Raw genomic sequence first — 16,306 nt, forward strand, 5'->3', positions numbered from 1 at the left:
AGCGTATTTTTTTTGTAAAATGTTGATAAGGAGGTATCAGAAATGATTACAGCATTAAATCTAGCAAATAACGATTTAACGAAAGATCTATATAGACTTCAAAAAGTTGCCTATCAAATTGAAGCCGATATGCTCGAATTTTATGAGATTCCGCCTCTTATGGAGTCGTTTGAACAATTCCTTAAATCGAATGAAACGTTTTATGCTTATCTAGAAGATGATGATGTCGTAGGGGCAGTGTCGATTGCGGTCGATAATGATCTTGTTGAAGTGACAAGAATGATGGTCGATCCTAACCATTTTCGAAAAGGAATTGCAAAAGCATTGTTACACTATGTTGAAAGGAAAACGAGACCATCGCAAATGTTAAAAGTTGCAACAGGAGCTAAAAATACGCCAGCGATTTGTTTGTATCAATCATTAGGGTATCAGTTTGTCGAGAGGAAAGTTGTAAAAGGAAGCGTCGAGTTGGTCTTTTTTCAAAAAGAGCAACGGACCAGCGAGGAGAATGTGTAGAGAATAAATAATTTTCTGTTTTTTATTTGACAATACTTAGTTGTACTAGTAAAGTATTAATTAACCAATGGTCAATTAAATTTAGTGAGGATACATATGACGCCAAGACGTAAGACAGAAAATGAATTAACAAAAGAAGCAATTGTGTCAGCCGCAAGTATTCAATTTCAGGCAAACGGATATCGACATGTCTCCATGCGCTCGCTTGCAAAAGTTCTTCAATGTAGTCATGGTGCTTTATATTACCACTTTAACAATAAAGCTGAGCTATTTTATGAAGTCGTTTCTTTTTATTTTGATAAGTTAAATGAACAAATGAATAGGGCCGCGGCACAGTCGTTAAGCCAAGATGAAAAGTTAACTAAACTGCTTCTTATATATATTGAATTTGGTTTAAATCATCAAGAATATTATGAGTTCATGTTTATGGTCAAAGAGAAAGAAATTGATGCGCTATCGAAGCGAGCAGCGAATGAAAGTTATGACCAATTTTCTATTATGTTGAATAAGTTATCGAATCAGCAGGCATCAATAGCTGATATTTACTCAACCTTTATTGCCCTACATGGATTTGTAGCGCACTATCTTTACAGAGTAAAGGGTTTCGCAGAGGTACAAGATGCTGCGCAAAAACACGTGCAATTTTTGAAGCGGGCAATCATGAATTAAACGAGCCGAATTACTCGGCTTTTTTAATAAAAATTAATTGACCACTGGTCAAATGGAGGGTGTTAACAATGAAACGAGTAACTGTGCTAGGAGCAACAGGCGGGGTAGGATATGCATTAACGAAAGAACTACTATCAAGAGGCGTACACGTAAACGCATTTGCACGTAACGAAAGCAAGTTGTCCGCAATGTTTGGGATGGAACAGAATGTGGAAATCTTCATTGGCGATGCTTTAAACGAAAACGATGTTCGACATGCAGTTGCTCAAGCCGACGCGATTTACCATGCACTAAATTTTCCCTATGATAAATGGGAAATCAAACAGCTACGTTGCATCGACCTTCTTATAAAGGTTGCTAAGGAAGAAAATAAGAAGCTAATTCTTGCCGACAATATTTACGCGTATGGCAACAAAGGCATGCACGTTTCAGAAAAGACAGTCAAACAGCCGAATACAAAGAAGGGCAAGATTCGTTTACAGATGGAGCAGCGATTGTTTCAAAGTGGCTTGCCTGTATTAATTGTACATTTACCAGATCTATACGGTCCGTATGCTGAAAATACGCTAATTCACGAGACGTTACGACTAGCCATTCAATCTAAAAAAGCAAATTATATAGGCTGTTCATCTCAACATAGAGAGTATCTTTTTACAATGGATGCAGCAAAGGCAATCGCTGATCTGTCGTTACAAGATGATTCCTATAATCAAAACTGGAATGTTAGTGGGAGCGTGATAAAAGGAGATGAGCTCCTGAAGCACATTCGTGATGAAACAAACACAACGAAAGGGTTTCGCATTGTTAAGAGGCCAATGATTCGATTTCTAGGCTTGTTTTCAAAGCAAATGAAGGAATTGGTAGAGATGATGTATTTAATGGAAACACCAGTTTATTTGGATAGTAGCAAGCTACGAGATTATCTTGGCGGTTGGGAGCCTACTCCTTATGAAATAGGGGTGAGAGAGACAATTTTATGGTTGAAACATGAATCGAAGTGAGAATCTTAATTAAAACGGTTGCCTCCCTCATAAAATAAACCAGTAAGAATCGCACCAATGGCTTGCAAAATCGTTCCAATTTCATAAAGTGGTTCCCCGTCTCCACCTTGAAGCTCTGTAATTCCGCCAACAGCTTCAAAGCCGTTGCCAAATAGCTGTAGAAGAGCTGAATAAATCGTGTAAATTTCAAAATCTGTAGGGTCTTCTGGAGGCTCAACCCCAAATAAGGCATAAGATGTTCCTAACCCTTCAATGAGTGCACCTCTAAGAGCAGTTCGAATAACCTCTTCGTCAGTGAGATTACCAATATCTGCGTAGAGTGCGGTTAGAGATCCGATTGTAATGATATAACTGCCATATTTATCAGGTCCATAAGTTCCGAACCCTTCTGCTACAAGGGCATTGCCAGCTGTTTCAAGTGTGTTTCCATAGATAGAAAAGTTAGAACGTAACGCATCTTCTAAATCGGTTCGAGTCGTCGCAGCAATGGCGTTAAAAATCGTTCCGACGGCTGTAACCCAGAGGCCAAAGAATATTAAGGAATGATTGTCTTCGCCTTCTGTATCCAGATCCCCATTTTCGTTGCGTAATGGTTGATTGGGGTAGCGTCTTTTTTTATCTTCTCGAAGCCGGTCAAACATTGTAGGTGAAGCTTCTTTTTTAAATAAGGATGGGTTCCTCCTTGTGTATATAGACTCTAGACTATCTTATGCGATCAACTTGAAAATGTAACGTAAAAAAACGGTTTACCATTTGTGGAGAAACCGTTTTTCCGACTGATTAGACTGAGACAGGTCGGATGTAGTCGGTCTGTCCAAACCAAGCATGTCTTCGATGAGAGATAAATTGATAAATCGGTTGACCAATTGCTTCAATAAATTGAGGCTGCATAAGAAAAGCGAGCCATGTTAAAGCGGGTAACTGTGCAAGAATGTCTCGTATCGCCGCAAAGCCTACCCGTACACGCTCATCTTTTGTCAACACGTAAATTTCTTTTTCCATATCAGCAAATAATTGACGTGCCTTTAGTCTTGTGGAAGCGCGAACTTCTTGAACTGGAATCCATCGTAACTGATTGTGTGTATCAAAAAAACGCAAACTTTTCTTGACTTTTTGACAGAGAGGACAGCGCGCGTCGTAAAAGACTGTGAGTTGATTGTTCATGTGTATCACCTCTTACGAATACTATCCCCTCGTAGACGTTCCGTTAAACAGAAGCGTGCGTTTCGCTATTTAAGTTGACGCGTTTTGCCGTTTCAGAGGAAGTGATCGCTGCTTCATTAATACGAGTCAATACACGCATATCCTCTTTTGTAATACGAGGTTCTGTTCCTGTAAGAATCTCGTCAACCCATTGATCCATTGCACTTGGTGCTTGTTCTGGTAAATTAGGCGTGATCCAGCCTTCTTCCTCTAGCTCCGTTGACTGAATTCGTAAGGCCCGTTCTTCCACTAAAATGGACCCTTTTGTACCGTGTAATTCCAGAATAAACGGACTTTTTGAAGCGATAAAGCCAGCTTCAATTGTAGCAGTTGCGCCAGATGCATAACGGACAATAACGGTAGAATGATCATCAACAGCACGATTTGTAAAGGCGTTCATTTCTGCATAGACAGAGACAGCACGACCACCAAATCGATTCGTTAAATAAATGGGATGTGCACCTAAATCAATTAACGCACCACCGCCACATTGTTCTTTATTAAAAAAATGGGCTGGAAGCCAGCCGTTGGGATGGGATTCAGTTTCGAGTGCTCCCCCATGTTCAAGGCGACAACGAATGGACGTAATATCTCCGAGTAGTCCATCTTGAACTGCTTTTTCAGCATACAGATAAGTCGGGTCATTTAATCGAGGTAATGAAAGCATCAACGATACGTTATTTTCTTCTACTGCAGAAAAAATAACTTCGCAATCCTTTTCCGTAAGCGCTAACACTTTTTCAGAGAAAATATGTTTTTTAGCTTTTGCGGCAGCCAAGATAATCTCTTTATGCATAGCCGTTGGTGTATCAACAATTACTGCGTCCACATCATCACGAGCCAGGGTGAATTCGAGACTGTTTTCGAAGTCTACGTTTAACTCATCTGCCCATCGCTTTCCTCTAGCTGGGTCCTCGTCCCAAATAGTTGTTAGTTGAATCGAAGGGTGTTCACTTGCTTCTCTCGCATAATCATCCGCGTGCACATGCCAGCGGCTTAATAAAGCAACACGTATCATGAATCTTCCTCCTTCGTTTGAATTAGTATTCATACTAGCTAGCAAGATTAAAACTGTCAAGACAAAAATGTTTTATTTTATATGGACTTACTTGTTGCTTTTTTAAATCGTAACGGTGATATATGCTTTGCTTGTTTAAATTGCGAAATAAAATAACTTGTGTTTGTATAACCGACAGAAACCGCAATATCTGTAATGGATAAATCAGTCGTTGTTAGCAGCTTCTCAGCCTCCGTAATGCGGACGTAATTCAGCAGTTCCGTGAAGGAACGGCCAGTTATCGCTTTAATTTTCCTTGAGAAATAACTATAGCTCAGATTACACGCGTCTGCAGCTTCTTTTGCTGTGAGAGGGAAACTGTATTGATTTTCAATCATTTGAAAGGTTTGTCGCATCAGTACCAGGTCGTCTTCACTTAAGTCATCGTTCATACCAACTGTTATACCAACATGGCGCCAGTGTCGTAAAACAGCTAAAAAAATGGAGCAGATGTGGATACGAATGGCAAAATCGAACCCATAGTCCTGTTTTGAAAACTCTGCCATAATGTTGTTTATTGTTTCAGGTATACTCGTATTTGCTACTTCTATTTGTTGTAAAAGTGTTTGTGGACTTGATTTTGCCATTGTAAAAGGCAGAACATATTTTGATTCAAATAAGGAGCGGGACGTAGAATAAAGAACTTCTGGTTCAAGTTTAATGACTAAATACTGGACATCGTTTCCTTTTTCGGCAAAGATGCCGTGCACCTCTTGAGAATTAATAATAATTAAATCGCCGGGACCCATACGAAACGATTGTCCGCTAACAAACACATAAGCTGAGCCTGAAAAGCCGTACAGAAGCTCAATTGCATCGTGAAAGTGAGGACTAGCAATACGACGATCTGGAATGCTTTGTTCGATGTGACAGTGAATCGGTTGTTTAATTTCGTTGCCTAAAACCTTTTTTTCTTTGTATGCCTGACTCTGATCAAACATGAAGAAGCACCTCCATGACAAAAATTTTATATAATTGAATAGTTTTAGTATATAATCAATTTTAGAGTCATGATAGTCTTAAGATTAGATTCAGTACAATGGAGGTGGATGGATGCCAAAGATTGGGTTGCAACTTTATTCAATAAAGGAACGTTGTGCAGAAGATTTTTTTGGTGCGCTGGAAAGGGTAGCGGAAGCAGGCTATGAAGGCGTAGAATTTGCTGGATATTATGAGAAAACAAGTACAGAAGTAGCACGTAAATTAAAGGACGTTGGTTTAAGCGCCGCAGGGAGTCATATTGGAATAGACCAACTAGAGAATCAATTAGAAGAGGTTATTGAATACTCACATAAAATTGAAAGCCCTTACATCGTATGTCCAGGACTACCCGATTCTTATCGAGATTCTGCAGATGCTTATAAGCGAACGGCTGAGTTGTTTACAAAAATAGGTGAAAAAACAGCAGAAGCGAACATCGCATTTGGTTATCATAATCATGATATTGAATTAAAGAAATTTGACGGTCATTATGGCTTAGACTTGTTGTTTCAGTATGCTGATCCAAAAGCTGTTTTTATGGAATTGGATACATTTTGGTTAGAAGCGACAGGACTTAAATCTGTTGATTGGCTTCATAAATATAAAGAGCGAGTAAAGCTACTTCATATGAAAGACATGAACAATCCGACAGAATTACGTAATGTTGAGGTGGGTTCAGGTGCAATGGATTTTAATGCGATTCATCAAGCGGCAAAAGTATACGCTGTGGAATGGTATACGGTCGAGCAAGAAGAGTTTGACCAAGATGAGTTCGCATCAATTAAAGAAAGTGCAGCGTATTTACAGCAATTACTTAAAAAATAGAGGTGAGCAAAATGAACGATCGGACCATTCGAATTGGAATCATTGGTTGTGGAGGAATTGCAAACGGCAAGCAAATGCCCAGTCTTGTTAAACAAAAAGGGGTAGAGCTCGTTGCTTTCTGTGACATTGTTAAAGATAAAGCCGTTAAAGCTGCAGCAACATTCGGAGTGGAAGGGGCAGATGTGTACACCGATTATCACGAATTACTAAAAGATACGTCGATTGAAGTTATTCATGTTTGTACACCAAATAAGTCCCATGCTCCGATTTCCATTGCTTCTTTAGAAGCTGGGAAGCATGTTTTGTGTGAAAAACCGATGGCAAAAACAGCAGCGGAAGCGCGTGAAATGGTAGAAACAGCCAAGCGAACTGGAAAAAAATTGACGATTGGTTACGACAATCGCTATCGGACAGATTCGCAATATCTAAAGCAACTTGCTGAAGAAGGCGAGTTTGGCGACATTTATTTCGCAAAAGCACACGCTGTACGTCGAAGAGCTGTTCCAACGTGGGGCGTTTTCTTAAATGAAGAAGAGCAAGGAGGCGGCCCTTTAATTGATATCGGAACCCATGCGCTAGATCTAACCTTATGGACGCTTGATAACTACAAAGTGAAGAGTGTGGTTGGGAACGTTTATTATAAACTGTCAGATACTGAAAACGCTGCGAATGCATTTGGACCGTGGGACCCTAAGGAATTCACAGTAGAAGACTCAGCATTTGCGTTTATTACAATGGAGAATGGCGCAACGGTGACGCTAGAGGCGAGCTGGGCGTTAAATACACTTGATGTTGATGAAGCGAAAACAACGCTTTGTGGTACGAAAGCTGGGGCAGATATGCGTGATGGTTTGAGAATTAACGGGGAAAAATTGAGCCGTTTGTATGTCACGAAGCCAGATTTACAAGCCGGTGGCGTGGCGTATTATGATGGGGGAAGTGAGACCCAAGCGGATAAAGAAGCACGATTATGGATTGATGCCGTCCGTAATGATACAGAGCCTGTCGTTAAAGCTGAGCAAGCCCTTGTCGTAAGCGAAATATTAGAAGCGATTTACGAATCAGCGAAATCCGGTAAAGCTGTTTATTTTAATGAACAGAATCAAGCGTTAGTAAACGAACGTTAAGTCATCATTTAAGTATAAAGAACCCACGTTAAGATGCGTGGGTTTTCCCATTGCTTTGTTTCTATCTAAAGGAATAAAAGAGGAATCGCTTTAAAAAAGACAGAATTATCTATATAATGGAATGCAGAGAGGAGTGATTGAATGGTTCAAGGAACATACGTAATTCCAGAGCAGTACAACCTTGCTGTTGATGTAGAGCAACAAGTAGACCGTGCGCAAAAAGCGTTGCTATGGCAGGACAAAGAGGGGAATAAAGTTGAATGGACATATGGGCAATTACTAAATGCGATGAACCAATATGCACATGTATTTCGCTCATTGGGCTTACAAAAAGGGGACAGGGTACTGCTTTTATTCCCGCGGGTGCCAGAAGCATATGCAACCTATTTAGCATGTATAAAAGCAGGATTGGTCATTATTCCTTGCTCGGGAATGTTACGTTCAAAAGATTTATCTTTTAGAATCCGCCATGCCGAAGCGTCAGCCGTTATTGCATATGCAGGCTTAACAGAAGAAGTGGATAAGATGGAGTCCCTGCCAACTTTGAAGGCCAAAATCATTGTCAATGGTCAAGAAAAAGGATGGGAGGATTTACTTCATAAAGCGAAAAATGAAAGCGTTTCCTTCGAGTGTGAAACCGATAAAGATGAAGTTGCCTTTTTGCCTTACACGTCAGGTACAACAGGAAATCCAAAAGCGGTTGTACATACCCATGCTTGGGCATACGCGCATTTACAGACCGCCGCTACGGAATGGCTTGGAGTTGAAAAAGAAGATACGGTTTGGGCAACAGCCGCTCCTGGCTGGCAAAAATGGGTTTGGAGCCCGTTTTTATCTGTCATTGGTAAAGGTGCAACGGCGTTTATTTATGATGGACCGTTCGATGCACAAACATACTTATCGCTTTTACAAGAACATCAGGTAACGGTTTTTTGCGCAACTCCGACTGAATATCGAATGCTCGCGAAGGAAAAAACATTGGATACTTATGAGCTTCGTTCAATTCGACAAGCCGTTTCTGCAGGCGAGCCGCTAAATCGGGCAGTAATCTCGACCTTTCAAGAACAATTTGGTTTTACAGTAAGGGACGGGTATGGCCAAACGGAAAACACCTTACTCATTGGAACCATGATTGGAATGAAAGCACGACCAGGCTCTATGGGAATGCCTACACCTGGAAATGGCGTGTGTATTATTAATGAGGATGGACAAGAAACAACTGTAGGTGAAATTGGAATGATCGCTGTACACAAAGACTCACCAGCGCTTTTTAAACGATACGATAAAGATGAAGAGCGAACAAAGGCATCGTATATCGGTGATTATTATGTAACGGGAGATCAAGCGAAACGTGATGAAGACGGTTATTTTTGGTTTGAAGGTAGAGGCGATGATATCATTATTTCATCTGGGTATACAATTGGCCCTTTTGAGGTTGAGGATGCATTGACTAAACACGCCGCTGTGAAAGAGTGTGCGGTTGTCGCAAGCCCAGATGAAGTGAGAGGAAGCATTGTTAAAGCATATGTTGTGCTTAATTTGGAGCCTGAATCAAAGGATGAATTAACGAAGGAACTTCAAGAATTTGTTAAACAAGAAACGGCTCCTTATAAATACCCAAGGAAAATTGAATACATTAAAGAACTACCGAAGACAATTTCTGGAAAAACAAGACGAATTGATCTCCGAAAACGAGAGCAGGAGCAATAACCAAATGAAATGAAGCAACGAAAAGAATCTTCATGAGTGTGTTATCATTCATGAAGGTTTTTTTATTTAGCTAACCTTACAATGACTGATTAAGATCATTTTCTAAAATGATAACAGTTATTTTTCATCGTATCGTTCTTTTGCAATCATCCCTTTCGTATTGCCTTGTGGTGTGGATATGGTACGCTTATCACGAGGGAAGAGGAAGAGGAGTGAAAGATGTTAATGAAAAGGCCAATTTTTTTTAAGCCCGTTTTACAAGAAAGAATTTGGGGAGGACAAAAGCTAGCACAATTTGGTTATGAGTTACCGAGTAACCAAACAGGTGAGTGTTGGGGAATATCTGCACACCAAAATGGATTAAGTGTTGTACGTGAAGGTGAGTTTGAAGGAAATTCACTACGTGAACTCTGGGACAGTCGACCAGAGCTTTTTGGTGGCGAAACCTCAGGGGAATTCCCTTTACTTGTGAAAATTTTGGATGCTGCAGCGGATCTTTCTGTTCAGGTTCACCCAAATGATGAGCAAGCCGCTGCGCTAGAAAAAAATGAAGCTTATGGGAAAACAGAATGTTGGTACGTCATTGATGCAGAAGAGGGGGCAGAGTTGATCCTCGGCCATACTGCCCAGACAGTAGAAGCATTTTCACAAAAAGTGGAGCAAAATGAATGGGCGACATTACTAAATCGTGTGCCAATCAAAGCGGGTGATTTTTTCCATGTGCCAAGCGGTACTATTCATGCAATTGGAGCAGGAACGATTATTTTAGAAACCCAGCAAAGTTCGGATACAACCTATCGTGTCTATGATTTTGATCGAACAGATGATAGCGGACAGAAACGTGAACTTCATCTTGAAAAAGCCATGCAGGTCACACAAATTCCTGATATTCGCTATAAAACGAAAACGAAAACAATAACAGAAAATGACGGATGTAAAGTGACCGAGCTTGTGACAACCAACGAATTTACCGTTTATCATGGAAAAGTGAGATCGTATTGGAACGCTGCTTTTGATGCAAACTATCTATTACTTTCTATTGTTCAAGGAACAGGTGAACTGACGGTAGCGAATGCATCCTATCGTGTAATGAAAGGCGACCATCTTCTGTTGCCAGTGGATGCAACAACATTTGAAGTAAAGGGAGAGCTAGAACTAATCGTCAGTCATACATAAGAGTTGGAGGGAGCAGCAGAAATGAATGGTTCGCTTATTGGTTCTATGTTGGTGGGTGTTTTGCTAGGATTTATTGCCGCAGGATCTCTTGGCGCAATCATTGGATTGTGCGCAGGTATTCTGTTTCAAATTGCAAATGAATTAGAATCAATTCGTAAGCAGATAAAAAAAAGAAGCGAGTGAGGATCACCCTCACTTCGCTTCTTCTTTTTCTTGTAAACGTAATAATCGTTTTGCTGTAACAGGTGCTAACCAAAGTGTTGGTAGCATAACCAGAGACACTGGTACGGCTGTTATAACGATAAACGATTGAAGGGAATCAATACTACCTTCACCGATATATAAGAGAACGGCTGCAACTGCACCAAAAATGAGTGCCCAGAAAATTCGAATGTAGCGGTCAGGCGTTTCTTTTCCGGTAATAATCATGGAAATGGAATAAGAAATGGAATCCGCTGTAGTTGCGACGAATACGCACGTAACAAATATAAATAAGAACGCAAATACGGCTCCTAATGGTAGCTGGTTAACAATCGCAAAGATGGAAGCAGGTAAGCCACCTTCATTCAATGGATTACTTACTGAGCCAGGATCGTTCATTTCGTAGAAGATTCCAGTTCCGCCTACAACAGTAAACCAGAAGTTCGTTACGACAGGTGCGAGAAACGCAACCGTTAAGAATAGCTCACGAATGGTTCTTCCATCTGAAATTCTTGAAATAAAGATCGACATAATCGGTCCGTACCCAATAAACCAACCCCAGAAAAAGATTGTCCAGCCAGAAAGCCAGCCTTCATCACCACGATAAAAACTCATCGGTAAGAAGTTTTGTAAATATGAGCCATAGCTTGTTACAAATGAATCAATAATAAAGCGTGCTGGTCCAAGAATGATGATCGCAGCGGCAAGAATAACAGTCACAATGACGTTAAAACGACTTAACCACTGAATTCCTTTATTAATCCCTGTAGCTGCCGATACAGCAGCAATTCCGACTAAGAAAAAGATCATAGCGAGTTGAATTGCGAATGTATCTGGTAAACCGAACAACATATTTAATCCGTAGCCTGCTTGGAGTCCTAAGAAACCAATTGGTCCGATTGTCCCTGCACAAGCTGCTAAGATGGAAAAAACGTCAATAAATGTACCAAGGGCGCTTTTGTGCATGATTTTCTCACCGAAAATTGGATAAAGTAAAGCTCTTGGTTTAAGGGGTTGTCCTTTTTTCTTCGCATACATGAGTACGACAACACCGAGAGTTCCTAAAATACTCCATGCAAGAAAGCCCCAGTGCAAGAAACCTGTAGATAGTCCAGCTTGAATATCTGTAGCTGCACCGCCAGTTTCTGAAAACATAGGAGGAGTATCGAGATAGTGATACATTGGTTCAGCTGCTGCCCAAAACACGCCACCACCTGCTAAAAGGGTGATCATAATCATGGCAAACCATTTAAAGAAAGAGAATTTAGGTTTAAGAGAATCACCTAAACGTACCTTACCGAGCTCGGTAAGGCTCATAAATATTGCAATGATAAAAGTTAGTATCATAAGTACTTGCCAAAACGCCCCGAAATTTAAAGACGACCAAGCAAATCCTGTGTTAACAAGGTTGCCGACAAACTCTGCATTTACAAGTGAAGCAATAACGAATAAAAGTAAGAAGCCACCAGAAATTGCAAATACAGGCCAGTCTAGTTTAAGATTTTTCAATTGTTCCTCCTGATTTCAGTCATAAGTTTCGAATGATAACACACATCTATATATGTGACAAGTCGACCTCTATATATCCCCGTTATTTTATGTATAAAACATCTTTTTATCCAAAGAAGTTAATTCTGATTGACGATTCACACAACATCGCTTACACTAAAAAAAACTATAATTCTTATTATAATAGTAGGATTTATTGGGATTCGAGGTGGAAGACATGCAAATACAATTAAATAAGGTAGAGAAATCATTTAAAAAAGATAAAAAGCAGTCTTTGCACGTATTAAATGACATTAATCTCACCATTAATGAAGGAGATTTTATTTCGTTATTGGGTCCTTCAGGATGTGGGAAATCAACCATCTTAAATTTAATCGCTGGGCTCGATTCACCTTCAGAAGGGGAAGTCATTGCTGGTGGGAAGCAAGTGAAGAAACCAGGAAATGATCGGGTTGTCGTCTTCCAAGAAGCTGGTCTTTTTCCATGGATGAACGTACTTGATAATGTGACGTACGGTCTAAAATTAAAAGGGATGTCGAAAGATGAAAGCGAGAAAAAAGCGCTTGAAGGATTAAAAACCGTTCATCTTGGAAATTTCACAAAATCATTTCCTCATGAACTGTCTGGCGGCATGAAACAACGGGTGGCAATTGCCCGTGCGCTCGTAATGGATCCCGATATCTTGTTAATGGATGAACCTTTTGCTGCATTAGATGAACAAACGAGAATGGTGTTGCATAAAGAATTGCTTGAAATTTGGGCAAATACAGGGAAGACGATTTTATTTATTACTCATAATATTCGGGAAGCGGTTATGCTGTCCAATCGTATTGTCTTAATGGGGACGCGCCCAGGAAAAATTAAACGCGAATTCCCGGTGCAAGCAGCGTTACCAAGAGACCCTGCAGATAGTAATGTCGTTGATTTAGAGCGCCGTATTTTAGCCGAGCTTGAAGAAGAAATGGAGAAAGTGTTGAAGGAGGAGTTTGGAGATGACTACAGCTATAAGACGGATCGTATTCATCGCGATAATCGTGGCTATATGGGAGATAACATCTAGAGTCGGAAATTTTCCTCCAGGCTCTTTTCCACCACTTTTATTTCCACTCGAGTCCGGTGGAACAACGGTAATTAGCACATTTGTTAATGGGCTAATATCTGGTCAAATTCTTACAGCAACAGGAATTACGTTAGGACGATTATTAATAGGCTTCGTAATTGCTATTATTCTTGGTTTGACATTAGGGTATCTAATCGCTCGCTACAAACTTGTTGATGATACACTCGGGTTTTTAGTCACAGCTCTTCAGTCCATTCCAAGTATCGTTTGGCTACCACTAGCGATCATTTGGTTTGGATACGGAAATGCTTCATTGCTGTTTATTGTGACGATTGGCGCGACATGGACGGTAACGGTTAGTTCGAGTACAGGTTTTAAAAATGTGCCAAGTCTCTATATGAATGTTGCGAAAACACTCGGGTCAGGTGGGAGCCATTTATTAAGAACGGTCATTTTACCTGCTTCTGTTCCTCACTTAATTTCTGGCGTTCGAACCGCATGGGCGTTTGCATGGCGTGCCATTATGGCTGGTGAGCTGTTTGTTGCAGCTGGTGGACTCGGTTACTTATTAACAGTCGGGCGCTCCCTCGGACAGATGGATTTAGTCTTATCTGTAATGATCGTCATCGGGATTATCGGAACAATTGTCGACAATCTTGTGTTTTTACGTATGGAGCGTTCGGTTCAGAAAAAATGGGGACTTAAACCTGGTTTAAATTAAAGGAGAGAAGATCGAATGAAAAAGTTTTTACAAGGCTCAATAGTAGCAGTAGGAGCAGGGGTTGCTCTTGCTGCTTGCGGAAATAGCACCACGGAAGGTGAATTGCGGATTGCTTATTTTCCAAACTTGACGCATATTTCTACGATTGTCGCAATAGAAAATGGCTATTTTGACGATGAATTTGGAGATGACGCAAGCTTTACAACGATGACGGTTCCAGATGGTGCGCAGTTTATGGAGGCGATGTCGGCAAACGAGATTGATATTGGAACGGTCGGACCAGTTCCAGCAATGAACACGTATACGCGAAATCAAGCTCATTCCATTATAGCAGGTGCTGTAAATGGTGGTGCCGTGATTATGGCACGTGATGGTTCAGGTGTAGAGTCAGTGTCCGATCTAGTTGGATCAAATGTAGCAATCCCAACGATTGGGTCAACACAAGATATTATGTTACGAAAAGAATTAGCTGATGCTGGCGTTGATGCGGACGATATTAATTTTGTTCCTCAAGCACCAGCAGATACGTCCATTCTTTTTTCACAAGGTGATGCTGACGCAGCGGCAACACAAGAGCCTTGGGGAAGTTTCTTAGCGGATAATTTAGACGCAACGTTCCTCGTTGATGCGGATGAGTTTGCATGGGGAGAAGAATCAACGAATACAGTCGTTACTGCGAGTCATGAGTTTTTAGAAGTAAATGATGACTTGGCAAGAGCATACTTGCGTGCGCACGAACAAGCGGTTGAATTTGTGGCTGAAAACCCAGATGAAGCTGCACAACTGTTTGTTGACCACATCCAAGAAGAGACAGGAAATGAACTCGATTTTGATGAAATTCGTTTATCATTGGATCGTCTTTTTCCAACAACGGACGTAAATGAACAAGTTTTACAAGAGATGGCTCAGATCAGTGAAGAAGCTGGACAAATGTCAAATACAGATATTGACGGCCTTGTAGATTTACAATATCTTGAGAGTGAATAATAAAACCAAACGTCTCCGATTCTAATACGGGGACGTTTTTCAATTAGGTTGAAACTTTCTGTGAGAGAATGACGTAGAGCTGTCAGGAGGTGCTTATGATTGACTTTGACATACCACAAGTCCAGGCAACGTTGTTGGAAAAAGGGTTAAATCTACTTGTTGCTGTTGTGTTAATTGGATTTTGGGTATCTTTTTTCATTCTATTCCCGCAGATGCCTGCAGAAGTGCCGATTCACTCTGCTTCGTTCGCGTCGGGTTCGTATACATACGGAAACAAAACAGCTATTGTTTTATTGCCAATTATCGCAACGTTGCTAGCGGTAATGCTGTTTGCAATACGTTTTGCCACATCCATGTTGAACTACCCAGTGAAAGTGACAAGAGCCAATGTGGAAGTGCTTATCCAGCTAACCCGTAACCTGCTAGCGCAAATGAATCTGCTCATTCTTCTCCTGTTTCTCGGAATTTTTATTGAGTTTGCCTTTATGGCGTTTGAGCAACCAATCCCTTACATCGGGTTTTTTCATATCGGGTTTCTTCTCTATCTAGTTGGCATATTAATGTTTTATGTTGTGAAGATCATTAAAAAAGGAAAAGCGTTAAACGGAAAATCTGCATAAATGATGCAGGTTTTTTGTTTTGCTTGCATAGATTCATTTATATGGACTTTTTTATAAGGGGTGGTGGTTAACCTGAAGGGCATTATTCTAGCAGGTGGAAGCGGCACAAGGTTATACCCAATTACAAAAGCGACATCGAAGCAATTGCTTCCGATCTATGATAAACCAATGATTTATTACACATTATCGTTACTCATGTTGGCTGAGATTCGTGAATTCTTGATCATTTCAACGCCTGAAGATACGGAACGGTATGAGCAAGTCCTCGGAAATGGTTCTCAACTGGGCATTTCCATTCAATATGCGATACAACCGGAGCCTGGTGGATTGGCGCAAGCTTTTTTGATTGGGGAATCGTTTATTGGCAACTCAAGCGTAACACTCGTTTTAGGAGACAATTTGTTTTATGGGCATGGGTTACCTGAGCGTTTAAAACAAGCAATTGATCGAAACGAAGGCGCAACCGTTTTCGGATACTATGTGCGTGATCCGGAGCGGTTTGGTGTCGTTGAATTTAATGAGAATGATGAAGCCATATCGATTGAAGAAAAGCCGGCTAGTCCAAAGTCTCATTACGCGGTAACAGGCTTGTATATATTCGATCATCATGTTGTTCAATATGCTAAAGAGATTAAACCTTCAGCACGTGGTGAATTAGAAATTACAGATATTAATGTTACGTATTTAACTCAAGGAAAACTCCGGGTTGAAAAGTTAGGCAGAGGCATGGCATGGCTAGACACTGGAACGCATGAATCTTTACTAGAGGCGTCTCAATTTATTCATACTGTTGAAAAACGACAAAGTTTAAAAATTGCCTGCATAGAAGAAATTGCATTTCGGATGAACTATATTTCAAAAGCCGACTTAATTGAATTAGCTCAGCCGTTAAAGAAAAATGAATATGGTCAATATCTGCTTAGGATGGCAGAGGGAGGATAAG

The 16,306-nt window shown here is 40.6% G+C and carries 18 protein-coding genes; 13 read left to right on the top strand and 5 right to left on the bottom strand.

Going from position 1 to position 16,306, the window contains the following annotated elements:
• The first annotated feature begins 42 nt into the window (after nt 1-42).
• The 3 genes from ABC361_RS05055 (at nt 43) to ABC361_RS05065 (ending at nt 2,186) form a co-directional block, all read left to right on the top strand.
• The gene (locus ABC361_RS05055; RefSeq protein WP_413072982.1) at nt 43-516 is read left to right on the top strand and encodes a GNAT family N-acetyltransferase; all 474 of its coding nucleotides are present in this window, start codon (nt 43-45) and stop codon (nt 514-516) included.
• A gap of 96 nt (nt 517-612) precedes the next feature.
• The gene (locus ABC361_RS05060) at nt 613-1,185 is read left to right on the top strand and encodes a TetR/AcrR family transcriptional regulator (protein WP_413072983.1); all 573 of its coding nucleotides are present in this window, start codon (nt 613-615) and stop codon (nt 1,183-1,185) included.
• A 68-nt stretch (nt 1,186-1,253) separates the two neighbouring features.
• Nucleotides 1,254-2,186 (top strand): SDR family NAD(P)-dependent oxidoreductase, encoded by a 933-nt coding sequence (locus ABC361_RS05065; RefSeq protein ID WP_413072984.1) that lies wholly within the window; start codon nt 1,254-1,256, stop codon nt 2,184-2,186.
• Between the two features lie 5 nt (nt 2,187-2,191).
• On the opposite strand, the gene ABC361_RS05070 is transcribed toward ABC361_RS05065, so the two are convergent.
• From ABC361_RS05070 to ABC361_RS05085, 4 genes are all read right to left on the bottom strand, one after another.
• Nucleotides 2,192-2,827 carry a DUF6944 family repetitive protein gene (locus tag ABC361_RS05070; RefSeq protein WP_413072985.1) on the bottom strand — a complete coding sequence of 212 codons (636 nt, stop codon included), beginning with the start codon at nt 2,825-2,827 and terminating at the stop codon, nt 2,192-2,194.
• Between the two features lie 139 nt (nt 2,828-2,966).
• Nucleotides 2,967-3,350: a thiol-disulfide oxidoreductase DCC family protein gene (locus ABC361_RS05075; RefSeq protein ID WP_413072986.1), complete on the bottom strand. Its 384-nt coding sequence runs from the start codon at nt 3,348-3,350 to the stop codon at nt 2,967-2,969.
• A 43-nt stretch (nt 3,351-3,393) separates the two neighbouring features.
• Nucleotides 3,394-4,407 carry a Gfo/Idh/MocA family protein gene (locus ABC361_RS05080; RefSeq protein ID WP_413072987.1) on the bottom strand — a complete coding sequence of 338 codons (1,014 nt, stop codon included), beginning with the start codon at nt 4,405-4,407 and terminating at the stop codon, nt 3,394-3,396.
• A 77-nt stretch (nt 4,408-4,484) separates the two neighbouring features.
• Nucleotides 4,485-5,387: an AraC family transcriptional regulator gene (locus ABC361_RS05085; protein WP_413072988.1), complete on the bottom strand. Its 903-nt coding sequence runs from the start codon at nt 5,385-5,387 to the stop codon at nt 4,485-4,487.
• Nucleotides 5,388-5,499: 112 nt separating this feature from the next.
• Here ABC361_RS05085 and ABC361_RS05090 point away from each other — a divergent pair, with 112 nt between their 5' ends.
• From ABC361_RS05090 to ABC361_RS05110, 5 genes are all read left to right on the top strand, one after another.
• Nucleotides 5,500-6,252: a sugar phosphate isomerase/epimerase family protein gene (locus ABC361_RS05090; RefSeq protein ID WP_413072989.1), complete on the top strand. Its 753-nt coding sequence runs from the start codon at nt 5,500-5,502 to the stop codon at nt 6,250-6,252.
• Nucleotides 6,253-6,263: 11 nt separating this feature from the next.
• On the top strand, nt 6,264-7,379 hold the full coding sequence (locus ABC361_RS05095) for a Gfo/Idh/MocA family protein (protein WP_413072990.1): 1,116 nt from the start codon (nt 6,264-6,266) through the stop codon (nt 7,377-7,379).
• Nucleotides 7,380-7,520: 141 nt separating this feature from the next.
• The gene (locus tag ABC361_RS05100; protein WP_413072991.1) at nt 7,521-9,089 is read left to right on the top strand and encodes an acetate--CoA ligase; all 1,569 of its coding nucleotides are present in this window, start codon (nt 7,521-7,523) and stop codon (nt 9,087-9,089) included.
• Between the two features lie 225 nt (nt 9,090-9,314).
• Nucleotides 9,315-10,265, top strand: a complete 951-nt coding sequence (gene manA / locus ABC361_RS05105; protein WP_413072992.1) for a mannose-6-phosphate isomerase, class I — start codon at nt 9,315-9,317, stop codon at nt 10,263-10,265.
• Nucleotides 10,266-10,286: 21 nt separating this feature from the next.
• Entirely contained in the window at nt 10,287-10,448 is a 162-nt protein-coding gene (locus tag ABC361_RS05110; RefSeq protein ID WP_413072993.1) for a hypothetical protein, read from the top strand.
• A gap of 9 nt (nt 10,449-10,457) precedes the next feature.
• On the opposite strand, the gene ABC361_RS05115 is transcribed toward ABC361_RS05110, so the two are convergent.
• The gene (locus ABC361_RS05115) at nt 10,458-11,975 is read right to left on the bottom strand and encodes a BCCT family transporter (protein WP_413072994.1); all 1,518 of its coding nucleotides are present in this window, start codon (nt 11,973-11,975) and stop codon (nt 10,458-10,460) included.
• A 217-nt stretch (nt 11,976-12,192) separates the two neighbouring features.
• Here ABC361_RS05115 and ABC361_RS05120 point away from each other — a divergent pair, with 217 nt between their 5' ends.
• The 5 genes from ABC361_RS05120 to rfbA all read left to right on the top strand — a co-directional run bounded on the left by ABC361_RS05120 (nt 12,193) and on the right by rfbA (nt 16,305).
• Complete coding sequence (locus tag ABC361_RS05120) at nt 12,193-13,035, top strand: ABC transporter ATP-binding protein (RefSeq protein WP_413072995.1); 843 nt, start codon at nt 12,193-12,195, stop codon at nt 13,033-13,035.
• A complete protein-coding gene (locus tag ABC361_RS05125) occupies nt 12,968-13,756 on the top strand; it encodes an ABC transporter permease (RefSeq protein ID WP_413072996.1) in 789 nt (262 codons plus the stop codon). The genes ABC361_RS05120 and ABC361_RS05125 overlap by 68 nt, the downstream gene beginning before the upstream one ends.
• 15 nt (nt 13,757-13,771) lie before the next feature.
• Nucleotides 13,772-14,743 carry an ABC transporter substrate-binding protein gene (locus ABC361_RS05130; RefSeq protein ID WP_413072997.1) on the top strand — a complete coding sequence of 324 codons (972 nt, stop codon included), beginning with the start codon at nt 13,772-13,774 and terminating at the stop codon, nt 14,741-14,743.
• A 95-nt stretch (nt 14,744-14,838) separates the two neighbouring features.
• Entirely contained in the window at nt 14,839-15,363 is a 525-nt protein-coding gene (locus ABC361_RS05135; protein ID WP_413072998.1) for a hypothetical protein, read from the top strand.
• 72 nt (nt 15,364-15,435) lie between these two features.
• A complete protein-coding gene (gene rfbA / locus ABC361_RS05140) occupies nt 15,436-16,305 on the top strand; it encodes a glucose-1-phosphate thymidylyltransferase RfbA (protein ID WP_413075720.1) in 870 nt (289 codons plus the stop codon).
• Nucleotide 16,306 lies beyond the last annotated feature (1 nt).

It is taken from the genome of Shouchella phoenicis, assembly GCF_047238345.1.
GTDB lineage: Bacteria > Bacillota > Bacilli > Bacillales > Bacillaceae_D > Shouchella.